Consider the following 14,910-nt stretch of genomic DNA (forward strand, 5'->3'; position numbering starts at 1 on the left):
ATAGACCTTATTGTCGACCGCCTTTCCCCAAAAATCAGCTCAGCAAATTAATTCTCAATTCAAGATAGAGCTAAGAAATGATTCCTTTAATTGAGTATATAAAGGGAAGCTAGTCATCCTGTTTTAACACATCAAACACCTGCCTGATTTTCTTAAAAGTATACTGTATAGAGAGGAACCTCTTCTCCCGGTAAGCAGGATCATTACTTTTGATGATTTATTCCTTTCCTCACTGAATCAAACTCCACCCTCCTCTTCAAGCTATTTTTTAAAGTAAAGAGCAGGAATAACATACCTCCAAAAGCGGGAACAAGATAAGTTGATATATGGGTTAAAAGGAAGCCGGAGGTCACCATCGCAACTGGAAGGAGAACCTTTCCTATACTACTGCCAATACTCAGCACCCTGCCCCTGTACTCATCTGGAATCTCCTTTTGCATCATATAGGAAAATGGGATATCAATCAGCGCCACAGCAGCACCGAAAAGGAACATAACGATACTGTAAAAAATGACTAAATAAATTTCATTGAAGCCTTCCATCATCACCGGAATGCTTGTGATCATCATGAGAACAGATAAAGATATATTTAAATATCGAAGAAGAATGGGATATGCAATCTTATTTGTGATTTTTTTAACCAGCAGGGCCCCTAGAATCATACCCACAGGAAATGATCCTTCAATGATGCCAAAATCCTTTGCGCCAAGTTGGAAAATGGTATTAATGATATATGGGATTGGAACCATCACCGCAAAGCCGAGAAAAAAATTCAAGGAAATTAACACGATAAACAAATCCAGAATTTTTCTCCTCACGATTAAATAATGAAATCCTGCCTTGATCTCGTTCATAAAAAGAATTCTTCTCTTCGGTTGGCTTTCACGTAACGAAGGTTTACCCGACATAAAATGAATAAACAATATGGCAACACCAGAAAGGATAAAGGAAATCCCATTCATTAGGATAAAAACCCTAATATCAAAAATGGCAAAAACAATCCCCCCTAACATCGGCCCCATGATCGAAGATACAGAATCAATGACTTTACTAAGGGAATTAATGTTCATCAACTTTCTTTCCGTGACAATGTTCGGTTTTGCTGACTCCATTCCGACTGCAAAAAAGGTGCTAAACACTGTCATCAGTAGGGTTGCCGTATAAATGAGAATTAGGTTTAACCCCCAAATGGTACTTACCACATAAACTAAAACGAATAGCAGTCCATTTAACAAATCCATGGAGACTATTAATCTCTTTTTATTGAATTTATCAGCTATAACTCCCGCGAACGGATTGATGACAACCATTGGGATAATCCCTAAAATTAATGTAGCCGCGAAGCTTAACGCCGAGCCCGTCAATTTTAATACATAAAGACTTATCGCAAATTGATAAATGGCCGTTCCAAATACTGAGATTGTCTTTCCTGCAGCATAAAGATAAAGATTTTTCCGTTCTAGTTGTTCGTTTATATTCATAATCGTCCACCTCTTTATAAACTTATAAATAAAGTTTAAATTGTTGGGTGAACGCTTCATCAAGCACCAATTTTAATTATTTTTAGGGGTAAAAACATAAAAAGATAGGGTTTACCCTACCTTTTTCCAAAAAATGAATACGAATAGATCTCTTCTCCTGGCACAAAAAAATCCTCGAACTTTCCGCCTTTATTAATCGGTTCCGAAATCCACTCATCTTGAGCCTTATACTTTAAATGGCTGATGTTTTTCCTAATGGTATTGATTGTAAAATTATCTCTGTTTCTTGCCTCAATTTTACTCTTATGACTAAAGTTTTTAAAAACTAAATAGGAACCTAATAAATATCCGTCCGGTTTCACAAGTGAATCCACTTCATCAAGCAAAAACGCCTCATGCTCGAAGCTATAATTACTTGTACCTGTGTGGTCCACCACCATATCAACCATATGACTCGGTAATGGTATTTCTAAGAAATCTGCACAAATAAACAATATTTTTCTTTTTATACCGGCCTTTTCAAGAAAGTTTTTTAAAAATAAATGCCGTTCGATGTTGTGTTCCACCGCAATATAAAGGCAGTCCTCCGGTAAATCTTGATAGATATTCCGAAGAAAAAATCCGGATCCTGAGCCTAATTCGAGGATTACCTTTTTAGTTAAATTCACTTGATCCAGCTTCCTTTTTAGCCAATGTAACCCGATATTCATATTTTCCAAATACATAGGATCTGTTTCTTGAATATATTCGGGAATTGAATTTACAAGAGGAGTAACTGGCTTCACACGTTTCCCAACTTTTACTATTCCTGATTCAATCGGATACTCCTCCCCACAATCACAAGAAAGTTTTCCCTCGATAATTTGATTTCTAGAAATTACCCCATCTTGAAGTGTGAGGTGCCCGGCACATTTCACACATCTCAGCATAGCTAGTACGGTTAAATCGACACCCAGCGCACAACTTGTCTCTTGGGAACTCGTGGATAATAGAGCTACTTTCTGTTTAAGTCTGTCTCTCGCTTCTGCCAGCATTTTTATTTCGTGGTCTAACTCCTCATATTTTTTCAAAAAAATAGATTGATAGTAGGCATCCACTTCATAATCGGTCAGTTTTGCAAAATTTTTATAATGAAAAATCATTTTCATTTCATTTAAACGAAAGCCCATCTTTTTTAATTCTAAGATAAGGTCTAGGTCCATTTGACAACGCTCATCAAAAAAATAATGACCGCCTTGTTTTTCCGGGACGATTAAACCTAAATCCATATAGTGTCTAATCGTGTCGATACTAAGATCATTTACTTTTCCAAATTTCCCGATCCTCATAATCATCACCACTACTATTTATTCTTTATCCATAATGAAAATTCCTACCGTTCATATTCAGTTCATAAACCTGTTTTATTCTTTAACAGAATTAGAACTGAAACAAGCGAACAAACAAGGGAATCGAAAATTAGTAGTTTACGTCGTTTATTATCAGAATATTTATAAAATATTTAGTTGAATCTACTATAATCACAGTGTTACGATTTTTTATGTGAGCACCACCATGAGTAAATACATAGACAACTACTTTTATGGAGGGATTTTATGAATCAACTAACTGCTGTTTTAAAAGAAAAGGTAGAAAAGTTTTTAAATGGGAAGAAGAAACTTTTTATTAATGGTGAATTTGTTGAAAGTAAATCTCAGAAAACCTTCGATTCATATAATCCAGCAACTGGAGAAGTATTATCCTGTGTTTATGAAGCCGGCGCAGAAGATATCGATTTGGCCGTAAAAGCTGCCCGCAAAGCATTTGATGAGGGCCCATGGTCAAAAATGAGTGCCGCTAACCGCAGCCGGCTGATGTACAAGCTAGCTGACCTAATGGAAGAAAACAGTGAAGAACTAGCTCAATTAGAGACCTTGGACAATGGTAAACCAATCCGCGAAACGACTAACGCTGATATTCCATTGGCAATTGAGCATATGCGTTACTATGCAGGCTGGTGTACAAAGATTGTGGGGCAGACCATTCCAGTTAATGGTCCATACTTCAACTTTACACGCCATGAGGCTGTTGGGGTGGTTGGCCAAATTATCCCTTGGAACTTCCCTCTTCTCATGGCGCTGTGGAAGCTTGGTGCGGCCCTTGCAACTGGGTGTACAGTGGTTCTCAAACCTGCTGAACAAACACCATTATCTGCATTATATTTAGCTGAATTAATCCAAGAAGCCGGCTTCCCAGCAGGTGTTGTCAACATCGTCCCTGGTTTTGGAGAAACCGCAGGCCAGCCGCTTGTCGACCATCCTTTGGTTGATAAAATTGCTTTTACCGGCTCCACTGAAGTTGGAAAAATGATCATGGCTAATGCTTCTAAAACATTGAAACGGGTCACCCTTGAGCTTGGTGGAAAGTCGCCTAACATCATCCTTCCAGATGCTGACCTAACCAAGGCCATTCCTGGTGCACTTAACGGTGTTATGTTCAACCAAGGACAGGTTTGCTGTGCCGGTTCCCGCGTGTTTATTCAGAAAAAGCAGTTTGATAATGTGGTAGCTGATATGGCTGCCCATGCGGACAAGATCAAACAAGGTGCTGGAATTCATGCGGATACAGAAATTGGACCGCTTGTATCCGATGAGCAGCAAAAACGAGTGCTCAGCTATATTGAAAAAGGACTTAATGAGGGTGCACAGCTTGTAACGGGCGGCATCAAGCCTCAGGAGCAAGGCTACTTTGTCTCCCCTACTATCTTTGCCAATGTCCGTGATGAAATGACGATTGCCAAAGAAGAAATCTTTGGACCTGTAATTTCTGCAATGCCTTATGATGATTTGGATGAATTAATTAATCGTGCGAACAATAGCGAATATGGCTTGGCAGCAGGTGTATGGACTCGCGATGTGGCGAAGGCGCACTATATTTCTAGTAAACTTCGTGCCGGAACGGTTTGGGTCAACTGCTACAATGCCTTTGATGCCGCTTCCCCATTTGGCGGATATAAACAATCAGGCATCGGACGTGAAATGGGCTCCTATGCACTTAATAACTATACAGAAGTGAAGAGTGTCTGGATTTCCATGCAATAACTAAGAAAAGCGCAAGGCGCTTAGACTTCGGCGACAAGCACAAGACGAGCCTGCCGAAAGGTTGTTCTTTAACCTTTTGGACGGATTGATCTAAATGTGGAGGTGACTGTTCTGGGACTCTAGGCTAAGACGCACCCTGTAAGAAGGAGTTTTTTGCCTTCTTCAGGGGGTGGCTTAGACTTCGAGTCCCAAGGAGACGCAACTGGATAAGCTTGTGACCTCGAGCCGATGGCGCCTGGAGCTGGACAATTCTCGAAGTCCAAACTTAGACATTCTTATCTTTTGAAGGATGAGGGCTGAATCTGTTTCCCCAGATCAGCCCTTTTTCTTTTTGTTTTTAAAAAAAGGTTTAGAGCCAGGAAGCTCGGGTACATAAAGAGTGTAAGTCAAATAGCAATTCCAAATAACACTAGGAGGGATTTTATTATGGCAAACAAAGAAAAAGAAAACAGAGACAACAGTATGACAGTGGAAGAAGCAGGCCGTAAAGGCGGAGAAGAGACTTCTCGTACACATGACAAGGAATTTTACCAAGAAATCGGTCGTAAAGGTGGAGAAGCCACTTCAGAAAACCACGACAAAGAATTTTATCAAGAAATCGGACGTAAGGGCGGAGAAGCCACCTCTAAAAACCACGATAAAGAATTTTATCAGGAAATCGGAGAAAAAGGCGGAAAAGCTCGAGCAGAACAACGAGATGATGATTAAGGATTAGGCATAAAGGGAGAAGACCATTCTTCTCCCTTTTTTATTAAAAACTACTACCCCACTCTATTAAATGTTCCCCCTACTTAATCTCCTTTAATTGAATCTGCACATTTTGTATTATGACAAATTCTACTTTTTGATTAACAAAGATTTAATTTTCTGAGAAAAATCCATCTGTTTCTCCATAAAAATGGTAGAATAATCTGGTAATCTGTTTTCATAAGTAGAAATGCAGGAGTTGGATTCTAAAAATGAATTCTACATTGATTGATTTCCATAAAAAACGTTTTGAATGGGCCTTTAAGGCGAAAGAGGAATTCCTCAACCATTTCGATCCATATAAGAATGAAGGACTTTCCGACTCACTCGAAGACCTTTTGCATATTCTGCAAACGGACCTTGAAAACCCAAATGAGCCTTCTTTCGACCGCCTCAACAAATTTTTTCAAGAAGCGGACGAAGAAATGAAAATGAAGCTGAAAAACTATGAAAAACAAATCGAACCATACGAGCTTTTAATCACAAAACAATCATCCATTATTGACCATAAAAAAGAAGAAGCCCGAATACAAGAGGACGGATTTGCCATTGAGATTGATGACTATGACCGATTCCTCAAACAGATTGAGCTTAAACATACGGAATCCGACCATATTTGGGTATTGGTGGATGATACCATTGAGTATACTCCCCAGGATCGAAAAGCGAGCATTATCAACGAAGATGTGTCTAGATTGCAGATAGCGGTAGAAAGAGACTTAGGGACTTCCATCCTTATACTTAAACAGGAAGCTCATTTTTTTAAAATAGAGCTAGCAACTCCTTTAGAGCTTCCCTTCGTCCCTCCGATTCCAGCGATCGAGCAAAAAATCGACGCCTTCTGGTTTAAGAACACCTATGAAAAGGCCCTGTTCAAAATGCGCTCCCAAGCACATGATTGGGTTACGGAGATGTATCAAAATTATAATCGCTTATTAACATCGATTTTATATGAAATAACAACGCAAAGAGAGCAGGCTGTCAAAGAGGCAGAGGCATCAAAGCTTGAGTACAGACAAAAGATAAACACTCTTGAAAACCAATTGGTTACATATCAAAAGGAAGAAGCGCAGCTAAAAGCCCGCTATCAAAAGGCCTGCCAAGTGTGGAATCAATTCCAGAAGCATGCGTCTCAGTTGCAGGGCTATTTGATCAAGCATTGGCTGGAGTATAAGGAAGAATTGCAGCAGGATTTCCTATATGGAAATGCAGAAGGCCGCTTTCTTGCGGCACAATATTTGCAGCTTTTGCGGAAAGACGGTCAGAAGATAATCGAATCTGTAAACAGAGGAGGCGATGTATAGATGGTTCAAACCAATCTCCCTACAAAAAGTGAATATGAAAATGCGGTTAATGAATTAAAGAAGCTGAACGAAGACATTTTTTACGGTGATTTAAAAGAAAAAATGCATTCATTAGAAGGCAGAAACAAGGAACTGTTGGAAAAAGCCGTAACAACGGTGGATACCGTTTCTAACGAAATTGCTGAATTCACGCGCGAGCTAACGGTTTCAGCCGAAAACAATCGGAAATTTTTGGAGCAAAATGAGGCGTTTTTCACTCTCACAAAAGATGACTTAGCGAAAACACATGAAAAATTAGCTACCCACGTCACCGCACTGTTGGCAATGGATAACCGATTGCAGCAGCTGCAGCAATCGTACAAAGAAATGTTCCACAAACATTCCGAGTCCATCAATAGCATTCTGGTGGTGCGTGAAGAGGCGCTAATCAACAAAGTCGTGTATCAACTCGAGTGCCTCGCCCAAAAACAGCTAGCGGAACTCGAGCTTCACAAGGCGGAAATAGAACAATTGCGAGAACAAATGGAGTCGGTGAGCAGCCACAATCAAGAGACACTCCAAACCCTTTCCAACCAGATGACGAGCAAACAAGACTTGGCAAAGCTGGAGAAGAGAAGCGCGTTTAAAATGAACTTGCTATTGGGCGTGGTGGTAGTGGAAGCAATCTTAATTGGCATAAAATTTTTCATGTAAGAGCTAGGGGCTGTCCAATTTGGACAGCCTCTATTTTTGTGGATGTGGATGGGATTTGTTAATATAATCAATTTTTTGTTAATATCTGCTGAATTTTTGTTAATATATTTAAATTTTTGTTAATATGTCTCACTTTTTTGTTAACATCCGCTATTTTTTGTTAATATCTACAAATCTCTTGTCCTCCACTCTTCCATTGAACAGGTTTCATCCACCCTCACAAAGGGTACTTTAATATGGAGTCTTAGAAAAGGAGTGGATTGCTATGAGCAAAAAAATTGCTGTGGTAGTAACAGATCATTTCGAGGATTCCGAGTACAGTGAGCCCGTCCAGGCCTTTAAGGAAAATGGGCACAAGATCACTGCAATCGAAATGGAAAAAGGTAAAACCGTGAAAGGAAAACAGGGACAGAGTGAAGTAATCATCGATAAAAGTATTGATGACGTCTCTCCAGAGGACTTTGATGCCCTATTCATTCCTGGTGGATTTTCACCGGATATCCTCCGTGCAGATGAGCGTTTTGTCCAATTCGCCAAAGCCTTCATGGATGCTAAAAAACCTGTATTAGCCATTTGCCACGGACCTCAGCTGCTCATCACAGCGGAAACGCTTGAGGGGCGTGATGTTACCGGGTACAAGTCCATTCACGTGGATTTAAAGAATGCTGGCGCTAATTTGCATGACAAAGAGGTTGTCGTGTGCCAGAATCAACTGGTCACTAGCCGGCAGCCGGATGATATACCGGCCTTTGTCCAAGAATCATTAAGAATATTAGGGTAGCATCAAGGCAGAAGGAACATCCTTCTGCCTTTGTTGGTGTTAGCCATTTATTTTAAATGTTTCCTTGTGATCTAACTCTATGATCGTCATTCTTTTATTTCCTTTCGGTATTGCTTGTCGAACGAAAGGAATCACCCACCGATCAAGACCAAATTTCCCAGCATTGAAGCCTGCAAAAAGGATGATACCGCCTAACAAGATATCCACTGGGTTAGAAGAAATGGCTCCAGCAAACAAATAGGAGAAATTCATCATTAGTCCAAAAAACATAGCTGCAGTAGTTAAGCATCCTAAGATTAGGCCTAAACCAACTAAAAATTCACCAACAGGGATAACTGTATTAAAGACATGAACGTTAGGTAACGCAACCTGTTTTAAGAAATCAATATACCAACCAAATACAACTGCTCCGTCCGGCCCTTTCACTGGATTTGCGATAGCTCCTTTCAGGAACCCCGAAGCATCAAAATCCCCGCTTATTATCTTGCCCCAACCAGCCGCGAGCCAACTATATCCAAGATATAAACGAAGAACTGTTAATATAATAGAAGCAATCTTGTTTTGTCTTAACCAATCTACTACCATTTGCAACCTCCCCATAGAAAAGTAATTTTATGTACGGTCTTACCATAACAAATTTATTTTTCCGTGCGGGAAGTTTCTTCACAATTTAACAAACTCTTAAATCTATTTAAAATAATGTAATTAATTATATATTTCGTTACACTGTTGCAATGGAAAGGACTTCATTAGTAAGGATTGCCGACAAAATGTATTACCATTTCTATTAACATGCGATGCCCAAACTTCTCATGACAATTGGAATGCCCCCCCGTTCATGACAAGTATCGGCTCCCTTCATTGAGCACTCGATTGAATAATAGGCTGCTTTTTACAGCATTTCCGAGAAATAGATCCATCCATCAATCTGAAACCTAAATTCCGCTTGAAAATTGGATGCGCAGAGGGGAATTCTACAAATAACATGCTGTATTCTACAAATTGGAGCGATAATTAAACGAAATTTTTAGTAATTCTACATTACTTCGCATGAATTCTACAAAATTTGGAAATAAATTTCCAACAAAACAATTAATGAGTACAAATTCTACAAAGCTCAGGAGGTTTTCTACGAAATCAGGTGGTTATTCTACAAAATACGGTAAATATACAAGATTACAAAACCACTTCAAATTCCCTAACAAACACCGCATTCCCAGTAATCTCAATATCATAACTATCCTCCGCCTTAGCAACATGAACGGTAACCCGCCCATCTTTCCCCATTTCCTGCCCCTGCTCTACCACTAGATTCAATGAATCTTCAAAATCGGTCTTTATGTATTTGGCATAATAAGCCCCCATGACACCTGATGCGGTTCCTGTGACAGGATCCTCGATGGTCCCGGAATATGGGGAAGAAAAGTGACGGCCGTGCAGGTCGGCTTCCGGATGATAGGTTTCCAAACAAATGGGATGAATAGAGGCTTGCGGCATTTCTCTTAAAATAGCCGGGAACAACTCATTATTGGGTTTCATTTTTTCAAAGGATGCTAGTTTTCTTATTGGGACTAATAGTGTCCAAATCCCCGTACTTCCATAGAGAATCGGCAGATCCGCATCGATCTCCTCTTTCGTTAACCCTATCGCACTTGCTAACTCTTCCTTAGAACCGTTAAACTCTTTAAACTGTGGTGCTGCCTGTTTCATCGTAATAAATGATTGCTCATCTATTTTGATGGGTAAAATGCCTGCTTTTGTTTCGATGGTAATATCAGTCTTATCGCCTAACTGCCCGCTCGTTTTTAGAGCATAAACCATTGCCATGGTTCCATGTCCGCACAAGTTCATTTCGTGGCCGGGCGTAAAAAAGCGGATTCTAAGGTCCGCGATGTCTGATTTAACGGGAAAAGCGGTCTCATTAAACCCTACTTTTAACGCAACCTCTTGCATTTCCTCCTCCGTCAGATCATCCCCATTTAAAACGACCCCTGCCGGATTCCCTTTATTCGGTTCCTTACTAAATGCGTCATATTGAAACACCCTAACGGATTTCACCTTTTTAAGTCCCCCTTTTTTTCTACCAATAGTAAAATACATCTATTTTAAGTAGATTAAAAAAAGTCACATGTACTAGTGACTTAGGTAATTTCTATTACACAAATCGTAAATGCACAAACTTCAACATCTTGATTAAATCGACAAGCCGTACCATTAGCCGCGTACCGCTTTCCCACTGCTTGCTGACCGGAATCCCTTTAAAATACGGTTCAGACGATACGACCTTGATGTTAGGCGACCAGCTTTGTAGTACTTTGGGATTGTTGACATAGAAATACATTTTGGCGCCCTTGTTTCCTGTTTTTTCAACGGTCCGATTGGAGATGTTGACTGCAAATTTCGATTCTGCATCAAAGAACAACTCGCCTCCCGGAAAACGTGTTGCCATTGCTCGTAACATTTCTTTGAGCTGACTTTCCTGAAAATAATAGAAAACTCCAGCAGAGATAAAAAGGATACCATCCTCCTTGTTAAAAATCACATCGTCAAACCAGGATACATCGAAAAAGGATTTGGCAATGCTGTTGTTTCTAGGTGTGTCTGTAATCAGCGTTTGGCGGAAGGCAATCGCATCAGGTAAATCAAGGTTATACCAGTTAATCGTGCCGTTATCCACCCTTGAAAAAGTGGTATCAAGCCCCGCACCGATGTTGACAATCGTAGCCCGAGGATGTTTTTGGATAAATGCCCGGACCGTATCGTCAATTTTTCGAGCTCGTACAATATAGCTGATGCCGCCATATTCCCCAAATGTCTTGGCTATTTCGGTAAAATCAACCTCACACCTGGCAATGATTTCGATCGCTTCTTTGTCGTATAGGATATCCGGGTTCTTCTCACTGGCAGTGGCGCGTCCCCAAAGAGGGATGAGCATGGTGGCTTGAACGGATTGTAGGTTTATCGTCACTTATCGCTCCTCCTTCAGATATTTTTAAATAAGCTTCATGATTTGTTAATAGTTTGTTCATCTATGGGGTGTAAGATAAACCTATGAAATTGATTTTACCTCTTTTTCATAAATGACCCCCTTTTAATTATATATTGTTTGGTCCAGCTGGTCTTCAGCTGGATATTTTTTTTTGTTTATGTAACCTTACATTTTTGTTATAATAACCCCCGGCATAAGTTAAATAAATGAACTTAATGCGGGTGGGAGAGGGAAATCGCGAAAGTGTGATAATAAACAATGAAAGGGGTATTTAAACTTAAGCAGCATGAAACCAATATTAGAAAGGAGGTTATAGCAGGGTTAACCTCATTTTTTTCGATCGTCTATATTCTTGCCGTCAACGGAAAGATTCTTGAAGATGCTGGAATCCCTTTAGAAGCTGGAATTATTGCAACTGTACTATCATCGTTTATCGGATGTTTACTGGTTGCCTTTATCGCCAATGCACCATTAATTATAGTTCCGGGGATGGGGATTAATGCCTTATTTACGTTTACGATTGTGGGTTCGTTAGGGCTTGATTATAAGGAGGCTTTAGGGGCTGTTGTCCTTTCTGGCATACTTTTTGTTATCGTTGCCTTTACGAAATTACACAGCATCCTAACAAGAGCGATTCCAGATTCATTAAAAGAATCGATATCAGTTGGTATTGGCCTATTTATTGCCTTCATTGGTCTTCAAAAAAGTGGGATTGTTGTCGGGAGCCCGACTAATTTTGTTTCCCTTGGTGAGTTATCTTCGCCTATTGTGTTGGCTTCGATTATTAATCTCATCACTGCGTTATTTCTGTTCTTAAAGAAAATACCGGGGAATTTTTTAATCACCATCATCCTAGGTACGATTGTTTCCTATTTTTTTGGACTGGTTGATTTTAAAGAGATGGACACTAGCTTCATTTCCTTTGAGAGCTATAAGGATGTGTTCCTAAGCAGCCATTTTGGAAAGTGGTCTTTCCTTCCATTTTGGTCCGCTGTCTTCTCACTGGTGTTAGTGCTTGTCTTTGAAAATATCGGGTTGGTGCATTCCCAAGTGAATGGGATGCTTCAGGCACCCGAAAAGAGCGGGAAATCTTTAAAGGCAATCTCGATTTCCACGATTGTTTGTGGATTGTTAGGCACAAGTCCTGCTGTTTCGACGGTTGAAACAGCGGCGGGTATTACCACGGGCGGCAGAACTGGGTTAACCTCTGTTGTAACAGGTTCACTTCTTCTGTTATCTCTTTTTTTCATGCCGTTTATCAAATTAGTACCAGAAACCGCGATCACTCCGATTCTGATTATTATCGGGGGATTGATGATGACAAATGTAGTAAATATCGATTTCTCTGATTTTACTGAAGCATTTCCGGCCTTTCTGGTGATCATCATGATTCCATTAACCTATAGTATTGTTGATGGAATTGCTTTCGGATTTATCGCTTATCCGCTTGTTAAAGTTTTTTCTAATAAATTAAATCAGATTTCACTTTCAAGCGTCATTATTTCACTGTTGTTCTTTACCAATTTTCTGCTTCATGCAGTTGGTTAGGAAAATGAACTAATAAGAAGAAGACCTCTTAAATACCAAGAGGTCTTCTTTTTTACTAGTGTTATAAAACTACACTTACAATCACGGATGATAAAACACTTACTAAAGTTGCTCCATACAATAACTTTAAGCCAAATCGAGCGACTGTATTACCCTGCTTTTCGTTTAAGCTTTTTACTGCTCCGGCAACGATTCCGATGGAAGAAAAGTTTGCAAACGAGACAAGGAATACTGAAATAATCCCTAATGTACGTGGACTAAAGCTAGATTGTATTTTCGTTAAATCCATCATGGCTACGAACTCATTCGTGACAAGCTTCGTTGCCATAATTCCTCCAGCCCGGACGGTTTCTGAAAATGGGACACCCATGATAAAGGCAAGCGGCGAAAAAACATATCCTAAAATTTCCTGGAATGAAATCCCGAAAATCAGATCAAATACGTTATTAATTCCAGCAATTAACGCCACAAAACCGATTAACATCGCCCCAACAATGACGGCTACTTTAAACCCATCGATAATATATTCCCCTAGCATTTCAAAGAAGCTTTGTTTTTCCACCTCTTGGATCACCAGTATATCCTCACTTGGATTTACCTGATAGGGGTTAATGATCGAGGTTATGATAAATCCGCCAAATAAATTAATGACCAGTGCGGTGACCACATATTTCGGTTCAATCATTGTCATATAGGCTCCGACGATCGACATTGAGACGGTAGACATTGCGGAGGCACACAACGTATATAAACGATTCGCAGGGAGCAGACCCAGCTGTTTCTTCACCGTGATAAACACTTCAGATTGACCAACGATTGCCGAGGCCACTGCGTTATATGATTCCAATTTCCCCATACCATTCACTTTGCTTAGCAATAAACCAATCGCCTTCATAATGAAGGGAAGAATTTTTAAATACTGAAAAATGCCAATTAAGACGGAAATGAACACAATCGGAAGCAGGACCGTCAGAAAGAACGGCGCTTCTCCTTTATTCGCAAGCCCGCCAAACACAAACGATACCCCACTGCCGGCATACTCTAATAATTTACTAAACACCTCAGCAAACCCTTTAATTAAAACTAAACCGAATGTTGTATTTAATAATAAAGCAGACAAAATGACTTGAATCACGATCATAAGGAAGATCGGCTTCCATTTAATCTGTTTCCGATTATTGCTGGCCAGATAGGCTAGTCCAAAAACTACTAATAATCCAATAATGGCAATGATGTACCTCATAGTTAAGTTCCTCCATGCTGTCTTTCCTTTTTGAATTCGCTTACAATTATAAGCGAAAATTTTCAACAACGATGATTACTATATCAGTAGTAACCAACCTTGTAAAGGCAGATCACATTTTATTCATAAGAAATATTTTACAACGCTTGTTTTATCCCATATGATTATTTTAGTGTTTCCAATTTTTTTAAAAGAGGTCAGAATGATGCTTAGAAAGTTTGGATTTTCTCAATATGAAAGCCAGGTATTTGAAGCTCTCGTGTCTTCCAATGAACCGTTGGATGCCACGCTCATTGTTAAATATTCTGGTGTTCCCAAGGCAAAGATTTATGAGGTGCTGACGCGGATGATTGAAAAAGGTCTAGTATTAGACTCTGTTTCCGAAAAGAAAAAACTCTATACCGCTCTGCCTCTAAATCTAGTTATTGAAAAATTAACCAAGGAATTTGAAGAAAATATTAGTCAATTGAAAAACAATACCCATCAAAACAACAGGTCTGATGATCGCGTCTGGAGTTTAAAGGTTGATTCTTCTATTCAACTCCAATGTAAACAGCTTCTCCAAGAAGCGGAGCACTCGATTCAGATTTCAGTTTGGAAAGAAGACTTCCAAGAGTTTTTGCCAATTTTAATTGAAAAAGAACAATCAGGTGTAAAAGTCGAGGCACTTGTTGTGGGTGATGTTCAAGAATCACGCCTTTCATCCCTGCATATCCTGTCGCCTAATGAAGAACACCGCAGATTAGAGAAAAACCGCCTCATCATTATTGATGAGGAGACGATTTTGTTTGCCGGTGTAGAAAACGATTCATGGCAAGCCATGCTTACAAAATCAAAGCCGTTTGTGAAGTTTTTTGTCGAGTTTTTCTATCATGATGTCGTGTTAACAAAAGTCACAAAAAAATATGAAGACCAGTTAATGAATGATGAAGAATTTAAACATCTTCTGTTAAGGCTCCGGTATTAAGAAAAGCGCAAGCGCCTTGGTCAGCCCCGACAAGCATAAGACGAGCCGGCCGAAAGGTTGCTCTTTAACCTTTTGGA

At 39.7% G+C, this 14,910-nt stretch carries 12 protein-coding genes and 1 pseudogene; 7 read left to right on the top strand and 6 right to left on the bottom strand.

From position 1 onward, the window contains the following. Nucleotides 1–203: 203 nt before the first annotated feature. Together COD92_RS22645 and COD92_RS22650 are read right to left on the bottom strand one after the other, a co-directional pair. Nucleotides 204–1,481 (bottom strand): MFS transporter, encoded by a 1,278-nt coding sequence (locus tag COD92_RS22645; protein ID WP_098996564.1) that lies wholly within the window; start codon nucleotides 1,479–1,481, stop codon nucleotides 204–206. A 116-nt stretch (nucleotides 1,482–1,597) separates the two neighbouring features. Further along, complete coding sequence (locus COD92_RS22650) at nucleotides 1,598–2,809, bottom strand: methyltransferase domain-containing protein (protein ID WP_098996565.1); 1,212 nt, start codon at nucleotides 2,807–2,809, stop codon at nucleotides 1,598–1,600. Between the two features lie 267 nt (nucleotides 2,810–3,076). On the opposite strand from COD92_RS22650, the gene COD92_RS22655 reads away from it, so the two are divergent. The 5 genes and pseudogenes from COD92_RS22655 to COD92_RS22675 all read left to right on the top strand — a co-directional run bounded on the left by COD92_RS22655 (nucleotide 3,077) and on the right by COD92_RS22675 (nucleotide 8,086). Next, the gene (locus tag COD92_RS22655) at nucleotides 3,077–4,561 is read left to right on the top strand and encodes an aldehyde dehydrogenase family protein (protein WP_098527853.1); all 1,485 of its coding nucleotides are present in this window, start codon (nucleotides 3,077–3,079) and stop codon (nucleotides 4,559–4,561) included. Between the two features lie 426 nt (nucleotides 4,562–4,987). Beyond that, a pseudogene (locus COD92_RS22660) lies at nucleotides 4,988–5,266 on the top strand (KGG domain-containing protein); the annotation flags it as partial. 254 nt (nucleotides 5,267–5,520) lie between these two features. Continuing rightward, nucleotides 5,521–6,612 (top strand): hypothetical protein, encoded by a 1,092-nt coding sequence (locus tag COD92_RS22665; RefSeq protein ID WP_098996566.1) that lies wholly within the window; start codon nucleotides 5,521–5,523, stop codon nucleotides 6,610–6,612. After that, nucleotides 6,613–7,305: a hypothetical protein gene (locus tag COD92_RS22670; protein ID WP_098527850.1), complete on the top strand. Its 693-nt coding sequence runs from the start codon at nucleotides 6,613–6,615 to the stop codon at nucleotides 7,303–7,305. 265 nt (nucleotides 7,306–7,570) lie between these two features. Beyond that, nucleotides 7,571–8,086, top strand: coding sequence for a type 1 glutamine amidotransferase domain-containing protein (locus tag COD92_RS22675; RefSeq protein WP_098527849.1), 516 nt, complete (start codon nucleotides 7,571–7,573; stop codon nucleotides 8,084–8,086). A gap of 39 nt (nucleotides 8,087–8,125) precedes the next feature. Here the strand turns inward: COD92_RS22675 and COD92_RS22680 are convergent, their stop codons facing one another. From COD92_RS22680 to COD92_RS22690, 3 genes are all read right to left on the bottom strand, one after another. Continuing rightward, nucleotides 8,126–8,671, bottom strand: a complete 546-nt coding sequence (locus COD92_RS22680) for a DoxX family protein (RefSeq protein ID WP_098996567.1) — start codon at nucleotides 8,669–8,671, stop codon at nucleotides 8,126–8,128. Nucleotides 8,672–9,262: 591 nt separating this feature from the next. Next, the gene (locus COD92_RS22685; protein ID WP_098996568.1) at nucleotides 9,263–10,144 is read right to left on the bottom strand and encodes a PhzF family phenazine biosynthesis protein; all 882 of its coding nucleotides are present in this window, start codon (nucleotides 10,142–10,144) and stop codon (nucleotides 9,263–9,265) included. Between the two features lie 97 nt (nucleotides 10,145–10,241). Next, nucleotides 10,242–11,021: a class I SAM-dependent methyltransferase gene (locus tag COD92_RS22690; RefSeq protein ID WP_098996570.1), complete on the bottom strand. Its 780-nt coding sequence runs from the start codon at nucleotides 11,019–11,021 to the stop codon at nucleotides 10,242–10,244. 312 nt (nucleotides 11,022–11,333) lie between these two features. Here COD92_RS22690 and COD92_RS22695 point away from each other — a divergent pair, with 312 nt between their 5' ends. Continuing rightward, nucleotides 11,334–12,623, top strand: a complete 1,290-nt coding sequence (locus COD92_RS22695) for an NCS2 family permease (RefSeq protein ID WP_098527846.1) — start codon at nucleotides 11,334–11,336, stop codon at nucleotides 12,621–12,623. 61 nt (nucleotides 12,624–12,684) lie between these two features. Here COD92_RS22695 and COD92_RS22700 read toward each other — a convergent pair whose 3' ends face one another. Next, complete coding sequence (locus tag COD92_RS22700) at nucleotides 12,685–13,866, bottom strand: NupC/NupG family nucleoside CNT transporter (RefSeq protein WP_098996569.1); 1,182 nt, start codon at nucleotides 13,864–13,866, stop codon at nucleotides 12,685–12,687. 205 nt (nucleotides 13,867–14,071) lie between these two features. On the opposite strand from COD92_RS22700, the gene COD92_RS22705 reads away from it, so the two are divergent. Continuing rightward, complete coding sequence (locus tag COD92_RS22705) at nucleotides 14,072–14,833, top strand: TrmB family transcriptional regulator (protein ID WP_098527844.1); 762 nt, start codon at nucleotides 14,072–14,074, stop codon at nucleotides 14,831–14,833. Nucleotides 14,834–14,910 lie beyond the last annotated feature (77 nt).

The sequence above is a fragment of the Bacillus sp. AFS037270 genome (genome assembly GCF_002585305.1).